Below are 18,606 nucleotides of genomic sequence, written 5' to 3'. Positions count from 1 at the left end.
TGCGCTTGCGGGCCGCCGCATGCGTATTGCCTAGTGGTGGTACGGAACCTTGCGCAAAATGCATTCCGCCCGATAAAGCTGCTCAAGCAGCACTACTCGGGCCAGCTCGTGCGGCAGGGTCATGTGCGAAAGGCTGATGCATCGGCTGGCGCGTTGGCGCACGGCTTCATCCAGCCCCCATGCGCCGCCCACGATAAAGCAGGCTCTGCCTCGGGCATCGTGATCCATCTGGCGCAGCAGGTCAGCCAGCTGGGGCGAGGTGAGGTGCTGGCCGCGTTCGTCAAGAACGAGCGCTATGTCCTGCGGGTCGAGGGCCTCAATGATGCGGCGTCCTTCAAGGGCGTTGCGCTGATCCTGCGGCAGGGCGGAATCGCCGTCGCGCACTTCGGTTATGTCCAGCTTGCGCCAGCGGGTGATGCGCGTGGTGTAGTGGGCTGCGGCATCCTTCCAGAACGGCGTTTTCAGTTTGCCCACACTTATGTATTTCAAGGGTTTGCCAGTCATGTCTTCTCATGCTTCGTTAAATATGGCGGATGGCGCGTCTGAACGCTGTCCCAGCCCGGATGCCGGGATGGAGCTTGCGGCTGCGGCGCGTTTTTTGCGTAACGGCGGCGCGCTCGTGTTTCCTACGGAGACGTTTTACGGGCTGGGCTGCCTTGCCGCCAACGCGGAAGCCGTGGCAAGGGTGTATCAGTTGAAGCAGCGGCCCGTCCACAAACCCTTGCCCTTGCTGGCGGCGCATGCGGCGCAGGTGGACGCCGTGGCGGAACTGGCCGCCATGCCCAAGGGGCTTTTGGCCTTCTGGCCCGGCCCGCTCACGGTTTTGCTGCCCGCGCGCTCCTGTCTGCCCCCGGCACTGGTCAACGGGCAAGGGCTTGCGGCGGTGCGCGTGACGCCCCATCCACTGGCTGCGCAGCTGGCGGAGCAGGCAGGCGGCGCGCTTACGGCAAGCAGCGCCAACCTCAGCGGCGGTGCGCCAGTGTGCACCCCGCAAGAGCTTGATCCTGCCTTGCTGGAAGCCTTGCGCCGCATGGCGCAGAGCATGCCGTGCCTTGCCGGATGCACGGCACAGGCTGCAAAGGCAGAACTTTTCCTGCCATTGGCTCTTGGTGGGCCGCTGCCCGCTGGCGGCTTGCCGTCAACCGTGGTGGAGCCGCTGAGCGGCGAGGATGGCGGGGCAGTGCGGCTGCGGATAGTGCGGGCCGGTGCTGTGAGTGCCGCAGCCCTTGAAGCCGCGGGTTTTACGCTGGAGTGACTTCCTGACGGGCTATGCGGCGGAGGCCGCGTTTTTTACAAAAACCTGCCTGCGCACCAGAGAATTTAAATATCCGTCTTCACGCCGGGACAGGCCGTGCGCGGCGCAGATTTCAGCATAAGCTTCAGTCAGGCCATCCTTATGTTTTGCCGAAGTCATGACAAAGGGATAGAGCAAGAGGCCCAGGCCCCGCAGCCGTGGGCGGGCAATATCCACCAGCAGAAAAATGCCATCAGGGGCAAGCATTCGCGCGGCATTGGCAATGGCGGTGCGCCGCGCTAGGGGATTTGCCTCATGCAGCGCCATGGCGGTCATGATGATACTGAACGTGCCGTCAGGAAAGCACGCTTCGTCCATGGACGCTACGCTGAAATGAATGTTGTTGGGATAATCTTTCTGGCGATATTGTGCGCGGGCGATCTGGTTTTCGGCAAGGTCAAGGCCATGGATGCGGCATTGGGGCGAGGATTGCGCGGCAAGCGCAAAAGTCAGGGAACCTGTGCCGCAGCCAAGATCCAGAGCCGACATTTCCGGGCCAAGCGCCAAACCCTTGACCGCCGCCGCATAAAAAGAAGCATCCAGCCCGACCAGCCGGGCAAAAATATCGTAGCTCTGTCCAGAAACTAGACCATTAAAAGCAGTACCCTTGTCAGTGTTCATAGTGCCTCGCATGTGACCAAAATTCCGTCGATCTGGATAATGTATGGATGCCGAACATTAATGACCAGAAAAAGCCTACTTGACCTCCACCGTGTTCAGCCTCGCAAGGAGTTTTTCAAGAAAATCAGCAATATCAGCGACTTCATCCTGCTTGCGTGTTCCCATGGCATCGTCCACCATGCAATCAAGCTGAGAATGAAAATCCATGTGCTGTTTATGTGCTGCCTTGCCCTTTTCCGTCAAAAATACATTCAGACGGGTCATTTTAAGCGGATCTTTGGCCTTGTAGGCCAGGCCCTTGCGCTCCAGCCTGCGCAACAGCTCAGAAACGCTGCCCTTGGTAACGCCCAGTTGCTCGGCCAGTCCACCCACATGGATGCCTTCATTGTTGTGGATGGCCATAATTGTGTGAATTTCCGCCAGATGGATGTCCACATCTGTGCCAAATTTGCTGCACTGGCGCTCAAGCTCATAAAACCGGGTCACTATGCCCAGCAGCGAGATGCTGACCGGCGCACTGCGCGTGGCATGGGCGGCTGCATGCCCAAGAGTTTTGATCATGGATTTCTGGATGCGCAGTTCAACGGTGGTTTTTTTATGGCAGTCATTTTTCATGTCGTTTTGGTATGGCTTCCATACTTTTTTGTCAATCGCCGCGAATGACAGCAAATGGCTGCACAGCGGCATTTGCTCCCGGCGCTTGCGGCGCGGGGCATGCTGGCTTAGTATGCCTCAGTTGCGCGTAATGGCGCGAACCATACGGAGAACGCATGAAACGCCAGGTTGTCTGCCCGCATTGCGGCAAGTCGTATTCCAGCTATAAAAACCCCACGCCCACGGCGGACGTGGTTATCTATTCGCCTGATCGCGGGGTGGTCATCATCAGCCGCGCCAACGAACCCGTGGGCTATGCCCTGCCGGGCGGTTTTATTGAAGAAGGCGAATGCGCGGAAACCGCCGCAGTGCGCGAAATGCGAGAAGAAACCGGGCTGGATGTGGAATTGACCGGGCTTTTGGGCGTGTATTCCAGGCCTGACCGTGACCCTCGCCAGCACACGCTGACCGTGGCTTTCACAGGCAGGCCGCGCAATCCCGAAGCCTTGTGCGCCGGGGATGATGCGGCCCATGCGGCGTATTATCCTCTGGATGCCTTGCCGCAGCCGCTGGTGTTTGACCATGCGCAGATCCTGGCAGATTTCAGGGCCATGCTGGCTGGCGAGCGAACGCTTGCCGGCATACAGCCATCATTTGACGCAGTTGCCGGAGCAGCCGGAGCCTGCGGGGAAGGGACGCATTCATGAGTTATCGCAATCTTCAGGAATGCGTGGCCGACCTTGAGGCCAATGGCCATCTGGTGCGCATTGACGCCGAAGTCGATCCGCATCTGGAACTGGCCGCCATCCAGCGGCGCGCCTTTCGCGCCAAGGCTCCGGCCCTGCTGTTTACGCGGGTCAAGGGCACGCCCTTTCCCATGCTCTCCAATCTTTTTGGCACGCGTGAGCGCCTGCATTTTATTTTTCGCCGCAGCCTGCCTGCGGTGGAGGCTGTGCTGACCGCCAAGGCCGACCCCGCAGCAGCCATGAAGCACCCCTTGCAGTCGCTCAAGGCCGTGCCCGGTCTGCTGAACATGCTGCCGAGCGTGAGCCGGGTGCGCGCAGAACAGGCTGCGGCAGCGGCCCCGGTGCTGGAATGCCAGTGCAAACTGGCCGACCTGCCCCAGCTTGTTTGCTGGCCCATGGACGGCGGCCCCTTTATTACCCTGCCGCTGGTGTACAGCGAAGACCCCGCCAAGCCTGGCGCGGACGCCTCCAACCTCGGCATGTACCGAGTGCAGCTTGGCGGCAACGAATACGCGCCGGATGAAGTAGGCCTGCATTATCAGATTCACCGGGGCATAGGGGCGCACCACGCCCGCGCGCTGGAAATGGGCAAACCTCTGCCCGTGCATATTTATGTGGGTGGGCCGCCCAGCCTCACCGTGGCTGCGGTCATGCCCCTGCCCGAAGGACTTTCTGAATTGCGCTTTGCCGGATTGCTCGGCGGCAGGCGCACAGAGATGGCCGCAGTGCCGGGTCTGCCCCTGCCGGTGCTCGCGCAAGCGGATTTTTGCATCAGCGGGCACATGCTGCCCAAGTGCAAGCCTGAAGGGCCTTTTGGCGACCATGTGGGCTATTACAGCCTCGCGCATGACTTTCCTGTGCTCAAGGTGGACGCCGTCTACCACCGCAAAGGAGCCATCTGGCCCTTTACCGCCGTGGGCCGCCCGCCGCAGGAGGATACGGTCTTTGGCGACTTTATCCACGAACTCACCGGGCCGCTGGTGCCGCAGGTTTTTCAGGGAGTGTGCGATGTGCATGCCGTGGACGCAGCCGGGGTGCATCCGTTGCTGCTGGCCGTGGGCAGTGAACGCTATACGCCCTATGAAGACGAGCGCCGCCCGCGCGAGCTGATCACTGCGGGCCTGCATCTGCTTGGAACCACCCAGACGGCCCTGGCAAAGTATGTTTTTCTTGTGGCGCATGAAGACGCGCCGGGCCTCACCGCCCACGATGTGCCCGCCTTTTTGCGGCATTTGCTGGAGCGGGTTGATTTTTCGCGCGATCTGCACTTCATCACCCGCAGTACCAATGATACACTGGACTACACGGGCAGCGCCCTTAACGAAGGCTCCAAGCTTGTGTGGGCCTCTGCCGGTAAAAAACGGCGGGAGCTTGGCTGCGAACTTTCCGGCACCGCCGCAGACCTGCCGACCCTGCCGGATGGTTTTGGCCCGGTGCGCATGTGCGGCCCCGGCCTTGTTGCCATTGGCGGGCCGAGGCATGCCAATGGTCGCAGCCAGCCCGACCCACAGATGGAAGCGCTTGCGCAGGCTCTGGCCCAGTGGCCGGGGCGCGAGACCTTCCCGCTTGTGATAGTTGCGGACGATGCGGACTTTTGCGCCGCGAATCTGGATAATTTTTTGTGGGTGGCCTTTACCCGGTCAGACCCGGCCACAGACGTGTATGGCGCTCATGCCGCCACACGGGCCAGGCACTGGTCGTGCGAAGCGCCGCTGGTCATCGACGCACGCCTGAAGCCCTTCCATGCCCCCCCACTGGAAGAGGAACCGGCGGTCATACGCAAGGTGGAAGCCCTGGCAGCGCCGGGCGGCCCCTTACACAACTACTTGTAACCTGGGGGAGGCATTGGCATGAAAATCGCCCTATTGCAGTGCAATACCGTTACCGGCGACGTGGCCGGAAATCTGGAACGTATCATCAGCACCGCCCGTCAGGCAGGAGCCGCAGGAGCAAACCTGTGCGTGACGCCGGAGCTGGCGCTTTGCGGCGTGGCCCCCGGCCACTACCTCTGCGCTCAGGGTTTTGCGGCGGGTTGCCTCAAGGCTCTGGATATCATGGCCGCCGAACTCAAGGATGGCCCTTCCGTGCTGGTGGGTGCGCCTGTGCCCAGCGTGTATGCCTCGGGCCTGCTTTCCAACGCGGCAGTGTTGGTTGAAAAGGGCGGCTGGCAGGTTGTTTCGCGCAAGGTGTACCAAAATCAGGGCCAGAACAGCGTGGCCGAATCCACAGGCGAGGACGCCCGCTATTTTGACCGTGGCATTTCGTGCGGTATTGTCACCATGGGCGGCTGGCGCATCGGCGTTGTGCTCTGCGAGGATGCGCAGAGCGAGGACGCTTCGTTCTGGAAAACCCGCTACGCCAGTGGTCATAATCCGTTGATGGAACTTGTGCAGCGCGGCGTGGACGCGCTTGTGCACATGGCGGCGGCGCCCTTCAGCGTGGGCGCGCAGGAAACGGACGAACACCTGCTTTCGCACGTGGCGGCCCGGCATCATGTGCATATGTTTTCGGTGAATATGGTGGGCGGCAACGACAGCCGCGTGTACAACGGGCAGAGTCTGGTTTTTGATCCCACAGGGCAGCTGCTTGCCCGGGGCAAGGCCTTTGAGGAAGACGTACTCGTGGTGGACACCGCGCGCGGGCAGGGCGCTGTTAAAACCCCGGAACCGCTGGCCGCCTGCGTTGAAGAAGATTACTGGCGCGCTCTTGTGCTCGGCACACGGGACTTTGTGCGCAAGTGCGGGGTGGAGAAGGGTATCGTAGCCATTTCCGGCGGCATGGATTCCGCACTGGTGTGCAGCGTGGCGGTGGAGGCCCTTGGGGCGGAAAACGTCACTGGGGTGCTTTTGCCCTCGCCCCACAGTAGCGAGGGGTCGCTGACGGACGCAGCCAAGCTGGCGGAGAATCTGGGCATCACCACCGTGACCCTGCCCATTGGCCCGCTTATGGATGCTTTTGCCATCGCCCTCAAGCCCGGCCTTGACCTTTTTGAAGAAAAGCCCGGCGACGTGACCTTTGAAAACGTGCAGGCCCGCATACGCGGCACGCTTATCACCTCGCTGGCCAACAGGGCCAATGCCTTGGTGCTCAATACGGGCAACAAGAGCGAGGGGGCCATGGGCTACTGCACCCTGTACGGTGATTCCGTGGGCGCGCTGGCCGTTATCGGCGATCTGAGCAAGACCCAGGTGTACGCTGTTGGCCGCTGGTACAACGCCCATCGCGGGGCAGAGATCATCCCCGATGAAATTTTCACCAAGGCTCCTTCTGCGGAGCTGCGCCCCGGTCAGAAAGATTCGGACAGCCTGTTGCCCTATGAGGATCTGGATCCGATTCTTGAAGATCTGTTGCAGCCTGCGGAGGCCGAATCCGGCCCGCTTTCGGCAGCGCGCATGGAAGTGCGCGACAAGCTGTTCAGGGCTGAATTCAAGCGCCGCCAGGAGCCGTTGTCGCTTTACATGAGCCGCATGCCCTTTGGCGGCGGCTGGCAGACGCCCGTTGCCGGGCGTTTCAGCCTGCCCAATAACTAGGCTGCATAAAAAGAAGTATGGAAAAGGGCTGTGCGGCGCAAGGGTTGCCGCATGGCCCGCCCCCAAGGGCGGGGGTTTTTCCTTGAAGCCCGCAACGCACTGGGGTAAGAGCAATGTGTTGCACAACGCTGATCTGAGTGGAGGATATCATGGCGGAAGCACCGGAGAAAAATCTGGCTCTGGACATTGTTCGCATTACCGAGGCTGCGGCCCTTGCATCGGCCCGCTGGCTCGGTCGGGGAGACAAGGAAGCCGGTGACGGCGCCGCCGTTGACGCCATGCGCGTCAGCTTCGCCACCCTCAGTATTGATGGCCTGGTCATTATCGGCGAGGGCGAAAAAGACAATGCCCCCATGCTCTTTAACGGCGAAAAGGTCGGCAAGGGCTGCGGCCCCAGCCTGGACGTGGCCGTTGATCCTGTGGAAGGCACCAATCTGCTGGCCTATGGCCGCCCCAACGCCATTTCGGTGGTGGGCGTAGCCCCCAGCGGCAGCATGTTCAACCCCGGCCCCAGCTACTACATGCAGAAGCTGGTGGTGCCCCGCGAGGCCCGCAACGTGGTTGATCTCGATGCGCCGGTAAAGGTCAATCTTGCCAACGTGGCCAAGGCCATGGGCAAGAGCGTGCAGGACCTTGTGGTCTTTGTGCTCGACAAGCCCCGGCATGAAAAGCTTATTACGGAAATCCGCCAGGCTGGCGCGCGCATTCAGCTGCAAACCGACGGCGACGTGGCCGGCGCGCTCATGGCCGTTGATCCCCGTTCCGAGGTTGATATCATGATGGGAACGGGCGGCACCCCCGAAGGCGTGTTGTCTGCCTGCGCCATCAAGGGCATGGGCGGGCAGATTCTGGCCCGTCTGGATCCCCAGTCGTATGTGGAAAAAGAAGCTATCACCGAGGCGGGCATTGACGCGCGCGAAGTGCTCACGGTGCATGATCTGGTGCGCAGCGATGACTGCTTCTTTGCCGCCACGGGTATTTCCGGCGGTGATTTTTTGAGGGGCGTGCGCTACAGTGCCAAGTACGCCGTTACCCATTCGCTGGTTTTGCGCGGCAAAACCGGCACCCTGCGATATGTGGAGTCTTACCATAATATGGACAGACTCTCGAAATTTAGCGCGGTTCGGTATTGAATGAATAAAATTTCATCTCTCTGCGGTGTTTTTGCGGCATTGGTGCTGGCCCTGCCGCTGGTGGTTGTTGCCCCCGGCATGGCCGAGGCCGCACAGGCTCCTGCCGCCAAGAAAAAGGCGGAGCAGCCAGCCCCAAGCCCAATCGTTAATGTGTATGAAAAACAGCCCCCGGTGACGGACAAGGAACTGCTGGACTTTCTTGAACTTCTGCCGCAGTTCCGGGCATGGGCCAAGGGCAACAATGAAGAAGCCCACCCCATCATGCGCAACAACAAGGCGGATTTTCTCTATTCGCCCAACGCCGCTGCCTGGGTGCAGGCGCATAACTGGAATCCAGTGCGCTTTTTCTGCGTCATGGGCCGCATGGCCGCCGCTCTTTCCATTGTGGAAGAAGGCAACGACATGAGCGGCGCGCGCTCCAAGGACATGCCCGAAGTTTCAGAAGGCGAGCTTGCCCTTGCCCGGCGTCACCTTGGCACCATGCTTAAAGCTGGTGGCGATGTGCCGCCCATAAACAAATAGGGTATTCAGCGCCATGCCCGCAGCACGGGCACAAAAAAGATTGATGAAAGGCTCCGGTTATCCCGGGGCCTTTTTTTTGCTGGAGTTGGTCAGCAGCGCCCATTGTCTGCAAACGAAGGCAAAGGCGATGCCCAAATGTTCTGCACCATAAGACGGCCGCTGGTGTGTGGCCTCCCCGCAGGGAGCGTTCTGAATCTCAATGCCATAGAAAAGGCCCCTCGTGAGAGGGGCCTTGGTATTGTGAGCGCGGTCTGTGCCGGGCTGATGTATTTGAAGCTAGTTTGCAGGAGCCTTAGGCGCTTCCTTGGGTTGCTCTGGTTGCGCCGCAGGGGCCTGCTCTGAAGGTGCAGCGGGGGCGACTTCCTTGACAACTTCCTTGGCGAGTTCCTTGGCTGCGTCGGCAGGCGTCGGCGCAGGCGCTGCTGCCGGGGTTTCAGCCGGAGTTGTTGGGCCCGTAGGTGCCGCAGTTTGGGGAGCAGACGCTTCCGCGGGCTGTGTAGCGGCGGGGGCTGCAGGTTCCTGCACTGGAGCGGGTTTTTCAGCCGGAGCAGCGGGTGCGGTTTCAGGCGCGGTTGCCGGGGCGGCGGGTTCAAGTTTGGGAGTATCGGCAGGCGCTGCTGCGGGGGCTTCAGGCGCGGGGGCCGGAGTCGCCTCAGGAGCCAGAACCGCCGGGGCAACTGGAGCGGGCGTCAGGATGGCGCTCAGGTTCTTTACCTGAGCCTCGGGAGTTTTTTCCAGCTGCGGCATGAGCATGAGCGATGCGGGCTGGGCCAGAATAACCGCAATGACCGCGCACATCACGAGCGAGCCGCTGGTGCCGCCATGCGCGCCACGGCGCACAAGACGGGCAAGCAGTACTGCCGCCACAATGCCAATGCCGCCAAGCACGGGCAGGGCCTTGAGTCCAAGCACGGCGGTGCGCTGGCTTTCTGTAAGCGTAAAGTGGAAGAACTTGCCAAGCCAGTCAAGCGTGTAGCCAAAACCGGCTGCCACCAGCGCCATACTGGCGTGCAGCAGGCACAGGGCCGCGATGATGTAGAACAGTTTGGCTCCGGCAGGGGGCAGGCGCAGCAGCGCCTTGCCCAGCAGGAGGGCCGCCAGGCTGGCTGTGCATACGGCAGCGCCCACCATGTCGGCGGCAAAAATACTCAGCAGGCAGGCGAACACAAGGGCTATCCACAAAAAGGCCATTCCGGCCTTTTCCTTGCGGGAGGCGGCAAGATCAGCAGGGGCGGTGCGCAGCACTCGCGCCCAGGAAACACCGCAGATGACAGCCAGCCAGGGCAGCAGGCCCAGAGCAGCAAAGGCGAGGGGCTTCCACCAAGTGGCCTTGGTGATGGGCCATGTCACAAGCTGGGTGCCAAGATTCTTGAGGTATCCTTCCGGCTGATGCCAGAGCATGACAACAGCAAGCCAGCAACCGATCATGACCAGCATGAGCACAAAACCCACGAGGCCGTCCGCCTTTTGCGCGCGGCGAAATCCGCAACGCCAGAGCAGAAAGGCCAGGCTGGCAAGCACTGGCAGCAACAGATTAAAAAGGCCACCTGTCAGGCCAGCCAATGCCGCCAGTGCAAAGCCCAGAGGCAGGGTGATGGTCGTGCCCGGCTGCTGCCAGCCGTGGCAAAGGCAGGCGAGGGAAAGCAGGGTCACTGCTGCGGCCAAAGCTTCCGGCCCTGTAAAGGTGGAGAGCGGCGCAAAAATGGGCGCGCAGAGCAGCAGCATACCGCCAGCCAGCGCGGCCCGGCGGTCCAACCCGGCAACTCGGCCCAGAACCCACACAGCCACAAGGCAGATCAAGGTTCCGGCCATCGCGGCCAGGGGAAAGAGCAGATGGGCAAACTGAGGCGCGGCCTTGGTGAGCAGGGCTTCAATGCCGCGCAAAAACCAGAAAAATACGGGCCATTGCGAAAGACCGTCGCCAGCCGGGGCAAGCCACATGCCGCTTTGCGCAGTTTGGGTAAAGGCCAATATGCCTGCGGCTTCACGCGGACAGTACAGGCTGTGCCCCATAAAGGCGGGCCATGCCTGAGCCAGCATGATGAGCAGGAGCGCAAGCGGCCCAACAAGGCTGGCTGCGTCAAAAATCTTGTCGGCAAAGCCGGGAGCTGCTGGCTGAGGAGCGGATTCTGCCGGTTTTGCTGAGGCAGCGGGTTTGCCTTCCTTGCCGGAGTTGCCGAACATTCCCCTGAATCCCTTGGCCGAGATCGTCACCGGACGGGAAGCCTTGGGGGTTGCGCCCTCGGCCTGCGATGCGGCGCTCGCAGCGGCCTGTGCCGCGCCCGAAGGTTCGGGAGCCGATGCAGATGGCTGGGAAACTGCCTTGGCAGCTTGCACTTCGGACTGGGGGTGTGCCCCTTCCGCGCTGGTCTGCTGGCCCCCAGACTGACAGGCAGCCTGGTCTTCAGGATTCTGGGCGCTGTTCTGGGTCATGGCATCACTCCTTCATGCGTTTTCGGCTCGCCAAGCAGAAGATGTCGCGCCTGGCGGGCATCGAGGTCAATTTCTACGGCGCGCCCCGTGGGCAGGCTCTGGCCGCTCAGCACATCACGCGCGGGGCCTTGCGCGCCAGCGGGCAGAGGGCAGGCAAGGTGCTGTTTTCGTTCAGAAAAATTTGCCGCCAGCAGCCAGTAGCCGCCGCCCGGCAGGGAACTCAGGGTCGCCACGCAGCCTGCGGGGCCGTTTACCACCTGCACAAGGCGGCCAGAGGCAAGCCCGGTGGCGCGTCTGGCCTGCAACAGGCGGGCAATCTGTCTGGCAAAACTTGTTTCCCTGCTCCACTGCATGTCCAGCGGGCCAAATGCCAATGGGGCGGGGCTTTGCCCGCCGGGCAGGTTTGTGACCCCCCACAGGGGCACGCTGCCAGCGCTGGACGCGCCCTTGCCCGAACCCTGCGGCAGCCCCAGCGCACCCGTAATATCCTGCGGGCTTAAAAATGTCAGACCCGGCAAGCCAATGCGCCAGCCCAGCAGGAGCAGGCAGGCGGATTCCATGGCCTGTGCGTGGTCGGGGCGCACGGCGCTTGCAGCGTCAAGCCCAAGGGCGCGAGCTGCCAGTTCCGCCTGGGTGACGGGCAAGCCCGAGGCCTCTGGTGCTCCCTTGGCAAGGGATTGCGCGCGGCGCACAAGAGCCTGACCGTCCGGCAGATCCAGCAGGGGACGCCAGTCAACATATTGCCTGTCACGCAGTCCACGCGCAAGGCGGCTGTGGTCAACGCCCGCCGCGAGCGAGGCCTTGAGCAGTGCGCCCAGGGGCGCGGCATCGCCGCTCAGCAAGGCGTATCCTGCGGCCGCCGGGGTAATGCTGTCCCGGCTGAAATCTACGGCTGTGGCAAGCACCGCCTTGGTCAGCGATGGGGGCAGCACATCGTCCTGCACCGCCCATCCGCCGTAGCGGTGCACCTCGCCCGCCAGGGATTCCAGGGCTTCAAGCCCCGGAACCAGAGCCGAAGGGTCTGTTCTGCCCCCGCCCTGGCCTTCGACTTGCGCGTCCAGCCCCATGAGGGCCTCCAGCCGGATGCCCGCAAGTGTTTGCTGCTGCAAACCCGTGTGCTGGATAACAGCGGCGGAAAATACCCGTCGGGCCTGACCGGAAGGATCCTGCCACAGGAGCACGGGCCGCAGGGCATTGCCGCTGTAGCGGTAGACCCAGCGCCGCACCTGGCCATCCGCGCCGCGTACTTCGCCGGTGACGGCCCATCCGCCGGGCGTTGCCCAGTCAAGGGTGTCGCGCCGTAACTGATCAGGAACAACGCCCCGTTTGCGCAATTCCGCCACGGCGGTCTGGCGCAGGGGCAGACAGTCCCATTCGCCAGCGGTGGCTGGCAAAATATCCCAATTCTTCTGCGGCACAGACATCATGGCATACAGGCCGTCAAAGCGCGAGGCCCGCCGTGCCTGAAGAATAAAATCCGGCCCCAGACCCGTGGCGGCGGGGGGGAGTTCGCCGCCAATCTGCATCTGCGCCTGATCAAGTTTTGCGGTCAGACGCGAAAAATCCTCGCCGGTGCCGAGTGATGGGTCTGGCCGCAGGGCGGTGACATTGTCGCCCGCCTCGGAAGCTGCATCAGGCAGTGCGGAAGCCGCGTGGGCGCTCCAGATGTCGCCCTTTTCACCCAAAGGCGCCAGAAAAAGTCCGCCAAAGCCCGCCTGCGCCCAAAAGGCGTCCACGCCGGGTTGGGCCAGCGCCCGCAGGGCTGGCTGCCCGGCGCCGAGGCTGTGCGGGTTCACGTCAAACCAGTTGGGCGCGGCGGTAAGCAGCAGGGGCACACGCCGCGCCGAGGCGCTGTTGCGCCAGATAAGATCCGTGCCGGAAACCTGCCCTGTCAGTTCCTGTGTGGAGCCGAGCATGGACTGGCGCTCAAGCCATTGCAGATACCCCGGATCGGCGCGCGGCAGCAGGGATGCGCTTCCTGTTGGTTGCTCGCGGCGCAGGGACGTTGCCGTGCCGTTGTGCTTTGTGCAGGCCGCGAGGCACAAGCCGGCCACCAGAGCCGCCACAAGCACGGCCAGCAGGGGCAATCGGGCCGCAAGCCCGGCGGTCAGCGGCATGGGCCGCCTCTGGTTTTTTCGCAATGGCTGGACACGCATGGTTGCGACCATCAGGCCTTTGCCGCGGTTTCCTCGGCCTTGGCTGTGTTCCACAGCTCGTCCTTTTCATCAAGGCTCAGGGCAGAGAAATCAATGTTCTGCTCGCGGGCGATTTCTTCCATGCGGGCAAAGCGTTTGAGAAAGCGGCGGTTGGCGTAGTCCAGAGCTTCGCTGGCCTTGATGCCCTTGCGGCGGCCAAGCTCTGCAATGCTGAACAGCAAATCGCCCAGTTCGTGTTTTTGGGCATCCTGATCGCCGCCAGCGGAGGCGTCCAGCCATTCCAGCCATTCGGCTTCCACCTGTTGTTCCACCTCTTCATCTTCCTGCCAGGTAAAGCCCACGCGGGCCGCCTTGGAATTGATGCGGTAGGCCTTGGCAAGGGGGGGCAGGCTCTCGGGCAGGCTGTCAAACAGGCCCTTGGGCTTGCCTTCGTCATCAGTATGCTCGGCGCGCTTGATTTTTTCCCAGGCCTTGAGCTGTTCTTCAAGGCTGTCAAAAACCGTGTTGCTGAACACGTGGGGGTGGCGGCGGATCATCTTGGCCCTGTTGTTGTTGAGGGCATCATCAAGGTTGAACTGCCCCTGCTTTTCATACAGGCGCGCCACAAAAAGCAGCAAAAAGGCCACATCGCCCAGTTCTTCGCGGATGTCGGCCACATTGCCGGAGCGGATGGCGCTCACAAGCTCGTGGCTCTCTTCAATGACGTATTCGGCAAGGCTTTCGGGGGTCTGTTCCTTATCCCAGGGGCAGCCGTCGGGAGCGGTGAGTTTGTCGATGATGAGCTGCAATTCTTCGAGGGCGGTCTTTTCCATGATGGCGTGTTTCCTTGGTAATTCTGGCAGTTAAATGCCCAGGCGGGCGGTGAGGTCAGGCGGCAGCCAGCCGTGTACCTGGGTCATGAGCGCGTTGAAGTAGGGCAGTGCGCGCGAATGCTGCATAAAGGGCGCGCCCGCGAAAAATTTTTGTAGAAACAGCAGGGCCAGCGAGCAGAGCAGAACGCCCTTGGCAAGGCCGAGCATGCCGCCAGCCAGTTTGTCTGCCCACGACACAAAGGAGAAGGAAAGTATTTTTTGCAGGATGCGCGCAATAATGGCCACCGAAATGATGACGCCCAGAAAAATGAGCACGTATGCCGCAATGATGCGCCATGAGGGATCAGTGATGAGCGTGAGGCGCGGCGCAAGCAGCGGATGGTAATGGTGCGCGGCCCAGAAGCCGCCCAGCAGCGAAATAAGCCCGGCAACTTCGCCCACAAAACCGTGGATAAAGCCCCGTGTGCCAAAAAATACCAGTATAAGTACTATGATAAGGTCGAAAATGTCCTGCCCCATGCGTTCTCCGTTGCGGCTGTGTTGCCCGCATGGCGGGCCGTTGCCGGGAAGGCTTTCGCGCCGAGGCCTTTGACCTGCGGCGGGGCAGAGCATAGCAGATGCTGACCTGCGGCACAACGTGCCTCGGGGGCTGATTGGCCGCAAGCAGCTGACGTAGTTGCAGTATGGAACATGGATGGCCGGGAAGCTGCAAGCAGGAGGCGCAGGATGTGCGGGGGGCGGTGGAGCGTCAAACAGAGCAGGCAAGCTGTTGCGGCAGACGGGGCAGCAGTTGGGCCATAGTGCAGTGGCTGCGCAGGGCCAGAATCACGCCGGGATCCGGCTCTGCAAAAATATGGGGGTAGTCCACTTCGCCGCATTGCGGATGCACAGTAAAGGCCAGTTGCTCCGGGCCGTTTGGCAAAAACTGCGCGTCAACGCCGGGCTTGTTGCCCCTCGCGTCCAACCGCCGCCAGACCTGCTGCTCGCTGATCCATACGGCATTAAGGCCGTGCAGCACCCGGTGGGGATCGTGCTCGTCTTCAAATCCCAGCAACTGGTAGCAGAATCCTGCGGCAATACCGTTGGCGCGCAGCAATGCCGCCAGAAGATGCGCCTTGGCATAACACAGCCCCTGCCCCACATGCAGAACTTCCGATGCGCTGCACGTAACAGCAGTGCCGCCGCAATCCACCGAGTGGGCAATGCTATCGCGCACAAAGATAAAAGTTTTTTCAATGAGTTCCATTTCAGATGCGCAGTGCGCGGCAAGGCTGACGGCCTTGCGCTGCACTGGTGCAGAGCGGAAATCAATGATTTCCGACTCGCTCATGCAGGCTTGCGGTGCGGGGGGCTGTTGGTGCATCATCGCCAAACCCTATCACAGGGGCCTGCGGGGTGCAAAAAGACCAAAGCGTTCAGCCCCGCAGCGCATTGCCCTTTGCACGCAGAACACAAACGTGCAGCATCATAGGGCGGAACAATTGGCCGGGCAGGAGGCATGATGGATACATTGCGGGGCCGCGTGGCAGGCGTTGTGCTGGCGGGGGGGCTTTCCTCGCGCATGGGCCGCGACAAGGCGCTGCTGCGGGTCTATGGCTCGGACAGCCCCGATCTGCTGGCCCGTACGCACACGCTGCTGGCCGCCTTGCTGCCGCAGTGCTGGGTGTCGTGCAGGCCGGGGCTTCCCCGAGCCGGGTATCAGTGTATTTTTGATGAAAAAACCGACTGCGGCCCCGTAGCGGGGGTGGTTGCGGCCCTGCGCACGGCGCAGGCGCAGGGATTTTCTGCCGTGCTGGCGCTCTCTTGCGACATGCCCTTTATGGATGCGCTCACCTTGCGCAAACTGCTTGCCGCCCGCGATGCCGCCCCGGCTGACACTCTTGCCACGCTTTATATGGATGTGGTCAGCGGCAGACCCGAGGCTCTTTCCGCCGTATACGAAACAACGGCGCTGCCATGGTTTGAAGATTCGCTGGCCTTCCACGGCGGCAGGCTCAACAGGGTCGTGCCGCTCGAGCGGCAGTGCCGTTTGCCCTATGGCCCGGAAGAAGCCCGTCCGTTTTTCAATCTGAACCGCCCCGCTGACCTTCAAAGGGCGCTGGATATTCTGGGCGCTTCCCATTAGTCTCTTTTTGCCAGTTCACGGTCATATAAGTAATCGTGATTATCCGGCGGAATCTGAATTGCCGCCAACCTATATTTGCTACCCGGCGCGGCTGCGCGTCTGCCCGGGCGAGCGGAGAAAACGCGCGTGAAAACACTGCCGGAGCAATGGCTTTGTTCAGCCCGCTGCGGTGATTTGGAGCAAACATGGATATTGGGGCTTATACGTTTAAGGAATTTCATCGCCTTGCCGAGAATTTTCACGGCTATGCCGCACCGGGCCTGCTTGTGGGCGGTTATATGGTGGAGCTTGCCAAGCGCCATCTGCCCGAGGGCACACTGTTTGAGGCCGTGGTGGAATCGGGCAAGTGTCTGCCTGACGCGGTGCAGTTGCTCACCTTGTGCAGTATCGGCAACAACTGGATGAAGATTCACAATCTGGGCCGCTACGCAGTTTCGCTGTTTGACAAGCACACGGGCGAGGGTGTGCGCGTGAGCCTGGATCCGGTGAAGATGGCCGCCTATCCCGAACTCAAGGCCTGGTTCTTTAAGGAAAAGGCCAAAAAAGATCAGGATATCGCCCTGCTGGAATCAGAAATTGAAGCTGCGGGCGACAGCATCTGCAAGGTGGAGCCCATCACGGTCAAGCGGCGGTTTATGGGGCACAAGCACATGACACGCATTTTGTGCTGCCCTGTGTGCGGCGAGGCCTACCCGGTGGAAGACGGCCCCGTATGCCGTGGCTGTCAGGGCGAGGCCCCCTATGTGCTGGCGCGGCGGGAACTTAAGGAAGATTGTCAGGCCCTTGCCGCAGAACACCACAAGGCCACAACGGGGGTTCGTGTTGTACCTGTGGAAGAAGCCGTGGGCAAGACCGTGGCTCACGACATGACCCGCATTGATCCCGGCCAGTTCAAGGGGCCGGAATTCAAGGCCGGACAGCGTATTTCTGTAGGTGATATCTGCCGCTTGCAGCAGATGGGCCGCTTCCATGTGGCCATTACAGATGATGACGCCCCGGTCAGCGTGCAGGTATCCCCTGATGATCCTCGTGCTCTGGTGCACGAAAATGAAGTGGCGGAAATTTTTGCGCGCCGCATGGCTGGCGAAGGCGTTACCTACGAACTGCCGCCCCATGAAGGCAAGATAGATTTCAAGGCTGCCTGTAACGGGCTTTTCTGTGTGGATGTGGAGCGCATGACGCGGTTCAATCTGGTGCCCGAGGTCATGGTGGCCTCGCGTCAGGATGGAACCCTGGTCAAGCAGGGCGGCCCGCTTTGCGGCACCCGCGCCATCCCGCTCCATATCACGCGTGAGCGGCTTGGTCAGGCGCTTGAGGCGCTGGAAGGCGGGCCTTTGTTCCGCGTATTGCCCCTGCGCAAGGCCCGCGTGGGCATTCTTGTGACCGGAACCGAAGTTTTTCAGGGGATTATTGAAGACAAGTTCATTCCTGTCATCACCGCCAAGGTCAGCATGCTGGACTGCACAGTGGTGCGCACCGACATCGTACCGGACGACAAAGCCATGATGCAGGCCTCCGTGGCCGCCATGCGCGAGGCCGGGGCCGACCTGCTGATCACCACGGGCGGGCTTTCCGTTGACCCGGACGACGTGACCCGTCAGGCCCTTGTGGAAGCTGGCCTGACAGACGTGCTGCACGGCGTGCCCATCCTGCCCGGCACCATGAGTCTCATGGGCCGCATACCCGGCCCGCAGGGGGATATGCAGGTACTGGGCGTGCCCGCCTGCGCCCTGTATTTTAAAACAACCTTCCTTGATCTGGTGTTGCCGCACATGCTGGCAGGCCGTGGCTTGACCCGCGCCGAGGCGGCCCGCATGGGCGAGGGCGGCTACTGCCTGGCATGCCATACATGCACCTACCCCAAGTGCTGGTTCGGTAAATAAGACTGCGCTCGGTGCGCAAAAGCGAACAGGTTTTTTTTTGCAAAGGCTTCGAATTTTTTTCGGGGCCTTTTTTGTATGTAGAAAACCCCCCGCTAGGCGGGGGGTTCCGTGAAGCTTAAAGCTTTAAGCATGTCAGCAAAACTCCTTTTGATTTGTTACAACGACTTGCGGTCTGGCAACTGCAAACGAAACAAATCAAAAGGAGGTCACAATGGGTGACGCAAAAAGTTTAGCTCACACAAAGTGGAACTGTAAATATCACATCGTCTTTGCCCCCAAATATCGTAGACAAGTGTTCTATGGTGAGAAAAGGCGGGCAGTAGGGGATATTTTACGTAAGCTGTGTGAGTGGAAAGATGTAAAAATACTAGAAGCAGAATGCTGCCCTGACTATATCCGCATGCTGCTTGAGATACCCCCGAAAATAAGCGTATCGAGTTTTATGGGGTACTTAAAAGGTAAAAGTAGTTTGATGCTCTATGAGCAATTCGGCGATCTCAAATTTAAATACCGTAGCCGTGAGTTTTGGTGCCGTGGCTTTTATGTAGATACAGTAGGCAAAAATACGGCTAAGATACAAGATTACATAAAGAAACAGCTGGATCGAGATAAACTCGGGGATCAACTGAGTCTCCCGTACCCAGGAAGCCCGTTTACGGGCTGCAAGTAACAGAAATGCAAATGTCAGATCGTACATGCGCCTGACGCGGAGCCGTCACCGTTGCAGGGCAGCATGACTGCTGCGTGCCTTGGTGTA

General features: G+C 61.0%; 17 protein-coding genes. 9 read left to right on the top strand and 8 right to left on the bottom strand.

The features are described 5' to 3' along the window. Positions 1–30 precede the first annotated feature (30 nt). Positions 31–504, bottom strand: a complete 474-nt coding sequence (locus tag QZ383_RS06470) for a 23S rRNA (pseudouridine(1915)-N(3))-methyltransferase RlmH (protein WP_291444026.1) — start codon at positions 502–504, stop codon at positions 31–33. On the opposite strand from QZ383_RS06470, the gene QZ383_RS06465 reads away from it, so the two are divergent. Then, positions 503–1,255, top strand: a complete 753-nt coding sequence (locus QZ383_RS06465; RefSeq protein ID WP_291444025.1) for an L-threonylcarbamoyladenylate synthase — start codon at positions 503–505, stop codon at positions 1,253–1,255. The genes QZ383_RS06470 and QZ383_RS06465 overlap by 2 nt on opposite strands. A 12-nt stretch (positions 1,256–1,267) precedes the next feature. On the opposite strand, the gene QZ383_RS06460 is transcribed toward QZ383_RS06465, so the two are convergent. Both QZ383_RS06460 and QZ383_RS06455 read right to left on the bottom strand, forming a co-directional pair. Next, positions 1,268–1,915 carry a class I SAM-dependent methyltransferase gene (locus QZ383_RS06460; RefSeq protein WP_291444023.1) on the bottom strand — a complete coding sequence of 216 codons (648 nt, stop codon included), beginning with the start codon at positions 1,913–1,915 and terminating at the stop codon, positions 1,268–1,270. Positions 1,916–1,990: 75 nt separating this feature from the next. Beyond that, entirely contained in the window at positions 1,991–2,530 is a 540-nt protein-coding gene (locus tag QZ383_RS06455; RefSeq protein WP_291444021.1) for a MarR family winged helix-turn-helix transcriptional regulator, read from the bottom strand. A 155-nt stretch (positions 2,531–2,685) separates the two neighbouring features. Here QZ383_RS06455 and QZ383_RS06450 point away from each other — a divergent pair, with 155 nt between their 5' ends. The 5 genes from QZ383_RS06450 (at position 2,686) to QZ383_RS06430 (ending at position 8,440) form a co-directional block, all read left to right on the top strand. Next, a complete protein-coding gene (locus QZ383_RS06450) occupies positions 2,686–3,216 on the top strand; it encodes an NUDIX hydrolase (protein ID WP_291444019.1) in 531 nt (176 codons plus the stop codon). Continuing rightward, the gene (locus tag QZ383_RS06445) at positions 3,213–5,087 is read left to right on the top strand and encodes a UbiD family decarboxylase (protein WP_291444017.1); all 1,875 of its coding nucleotides are present in this window, start codon (positions 3,213–3,215) and stop codon (positions 5,085–5,087) included. The genes QZ383_RS06450 and QZ383_RS06445 overlap by 4 nt, the downstream gene beginning before the upstream one ends. Before the next feature lie 18 nt (positions 5,088–5,105). Further along, positions 5,106–6,785 (top strand): NAD+ synthase, encoded by a 1,680-nt coding sequence (locus QZ383_RS06440; RefSeq protein WP_291444015.1) that lies wholly within the window; start codon positions 5,106–5,108, stop codon positions 6,783–6,785. Between the two features lie 149 nt (positions 6,786–6,934). Then, positions 6,935–7,918, top strand: coding sequence for a class II fructose-bisphosphatase (glpX, locus tag QZ383_RS06435; protein ID WP_291444013.1), 984 nt, complete (start codon positions 6,935–6,937; stop codon positions 7,916–7,918). Then, positions 7,919–8,440: a serine/threonine protein phosphatase gene (locus tag QZ383_RS06430; RefSeq protein WP_291444011.1), complete on the top strand. Its 522-nt coding sequence runs from the start codon at positions 7,919–7,921 to the stop codon at positions 8,438–8,440. It begins immediately after the preceding gene. A 276-nt stretch (positions 8,441–8,716) separates the two neighbouring features. Here the strand turns inward: QZ383_RS06430 and QZ383_RS06425 are convergent, their stop codons facing one another. The 5 genes from QZ383_RS06425 to QZ383_RS06405 all read right to left on the bottom strand — a co-directional run bounded on the left by QZ383_RS06425 (position 8,717) and on the right by QZ383_RS06405 (position 15,171). Continuing rightward, on the bottom strand, positions 8,717–10,873 hold the full coding sequence (locus QZ383_RS06425; protein WP_291444010.1) for a hypothetical protein: 2,157 nt from the start codon (positions 10,871–10,873) through the stop codon (positions 8,717–8,719). After that, complete coding sequence (locus tag QZ383_RS06420) at positions 10,870–12,990, bottom strand: hypothetical protein (protein WP_291444008.1); 2,121 nt, start codon at positions 12,988–12,990, stop codon at positions 10,870–10,872. The genes QZ383_RS06425 and QZ383_RS06420 overlap by 4 nt, the downstream gene beginning before the upstream one ends. Before the next feature lie 50 nt (positions 12,991–13,040). Beyond that, on the bottom strand, positions 13,041–13,841 hold the full coding sequence (gene mazG / locus QZ383_RS06415) for a nucleoside triphosphate pyrophosphohydrolase (RefSeq protein ID WP_291444006.1): 801 nt from the start codon (positions 13,839–13,841) through the stop codon (positions 13,041–13,043). A 30-nt stretch (positions 13,842–13,871) separates the two neighbouring features. After that, positions 13,872–14,360, bottom strand: coding sequence for a CvpA family protein (locus QZ383_RS06410; RefSeq protein ID WP_291444004.1), 489 nt, complete (start codon positions 14,358–14,360; stop codon positions 13,872–13,874). Positions 14,361–14,589: 229 nt separating this feature from the next. Continuing rightward, positions 14,590–15,171 (bottom strand): transglutaminase domain-containing protein, encoded by a 582-nt coding sequence (locus tag QZ383_RS06405; protein ID WP_291444002.1) that lies wholly within the window; start codon positions 15,169–15,171, stop codon positions 14,590–14,592. Between the two features lie 171 nt (positions 15,172–15,342). Here QZ383_RS06405 and QZ383_RS06400 point away from each other — a divergent pair, with 171 nt between their 5' ends. From QZ383_RS06400 to tnpA, 3 genes are all read left to right on the top strand, one after another. Continuing rightward, complete coding sequence (locus tag QZ383_RS06400; protein WP_291444000.1) at positions 15,343–15,966, top strand: molybdenum cofactor guanylyltransferase; 624 nt, start codon at positions 15,343–15,345, stop codon at positions 15,964–15,966. Between the two features lie 185 nt (positions 15,967–16,151). Continuing rightward, a complete protein-coding gene (locus QZ383_RS06395; protein ID WP_291443998.1) occupies positions 16,152–17,849 on the top strand; it encodes an FmdE family protein in 1,698 nt (565 codons plus the stop codon). A gap of 211 nt (positions 17,850–18,060) precedes the next feature. Continuing rightward, entirely contained in the window at positions 18,061–18,519 is a 459-nt protein-coding gene (gene tnpA / locus QZ383_RS06390) for an IS200/IS605 family transposase (protein ID WP_291443996.1), read from the top strand. Positions 18,520–18,606 lie beyond the last annotated feature (87 nt).

The sequence above is a fragment of the Desulfovibrio sp. genome (assembly GCF_019422935.1).
Classification (GTDB): domain Bacteria; phylum Desulfobacterota; class Desulfovibrionia; order Desulfovibrionales; family Desulfovibrionaceae; genus Desulfovibrio.
The sequence above is the reverse complement of the archived record's forward strand: the minus strand, read 5'-3'. Positions and strand labels throughout refer to the sequence as shown.

What these genes read in the sequence shown, in the direction of transcription:
- QZ383_RS06465 (WP_291444025.1), top strand. Translation starts at nt 503, where the DNA reads ATGTCTTCTCATGCTTCGTTAAATATGGCGGATGGCGCGTCTGAACGC.
- QZ383_RS06470 (WP_291444026.1), bottom strand. Translation starts at nt 504, where the DNA reads ATGACTGGCAAACCCTTGAAATACATAAGTGTGGGCAAACTGAAAACG.
- QZ383_RS06460 (WP_291444023.1), bottom strand. Translation starts at nt 1,915, where the DNA reads ATGAACACTGACAAGGGTACTGCTTTTAATGGTCTAGTTTCTGGACAG.
- QZ383_RS06455 (WP_291444021.1), bottom strand. Translation starts at nt 2,530, where the DNA reads ATGAAAAATGACTGCCATAAAAAAACCACCGTTGAACTGCGCATCCAG.
- QZ383_RS06450 (WP_291444019.1), top strand. Translation starts at nt 2,686, where the DNA reads ATGAAACGCCAGGTTGTCTGCCCGCATTGCGGCAAGTCGTATTCCAGC.
- QZ383_RS06445 (WP_291444017.1), top strand. Translation starts at nt 3,213, where the DNA reads ATGAGTTATCGCAATCTTCAGGAATGCGTGGCCGACCTTGAGGCCAAT.
- QZ383_RS06440 (WP_291444015.1), top strand. Translation starts at nt 5,106, where the DNA reads ATGAAAATCGCCCTATTGCAGTGCAATACCGTTACCGGCGACGTGGCC.
- glpX (WP_291444013.1), top strand. Translation starts at nt 6,935, where the DNA reads ATGGCGGAAGCACCGGAGAAAAATCTGGCTCTGGACATTGTTCGCATT.
- QZ383_RS06430 (WP_291444011.1), top strand. Translation starts at nt 7,919, where the DNA reads ATGAATAAAATTTCATCTCTCTGCGGTGTTTTTGCGGCATTGGTGCTG.
- QZ383_RS06425 (WP_291444010.1), bottom strand. Translation starts at nt 10,873, where the DNA reads ATGACCCAGAACAGCGCCCAGAATCCTGAAGACCAGGCTGCCTGTCAG.
- QZ383_RS06420 (WP_291444008.1), bottom strand. Translation starts at nt 12,990, where the DNA reads ATGCCGCTGACCGCCGGGCTTGCGGCCCGATTGCCCCTGCTGGCCGTG.
- mazG (WP_291444006.1), bottom strand. Translation starts at nt 13,841, where the DNA reads ATGGAAAAGACCGCCCTCGAAGAATTGCAGCTCATCATCGACAAACTC.
- QZ383_RS06410 (WP_291444004.1), bottom strand. Translation starts at nt 14,360, where the DNA reads ATGGGGCAGGACATTTTCGACCTTATCATAGTACTTATACTGGTATTT.
- QZ383_RS06405 (WP_291444002.1), bottom strand. Translation starts at nt 15,171, where the DNA reads ATGAGCGAGTCGGAAATCATTGATTTCCGCTCTGCACCAGTGCAGCGC.
- QZ383_RS06400 (WP_291444000.1), top strand. Translation starts at nt 15,343, where the DNA reads ATGGATACATTGCGGGGCCGCGTGGCAGGCGTTGTGCTGGCGGGGGGG.
- QZ383_RS06395 (WP_291443998.1), top strand. Translation starts at nt 16,152, where the DNA reads ATGGATATTGGGGCTTATACGTTTAAGGAATTTCATCGCCTTGCCGAG.
- tnpA (WP_291443996.1), top strand. Translation starts at nt 18,061, where the DNA reads ATGGGTGACGCAAAAAGTTTAGCTCACACAAAGTGGAACTGTAAATAT.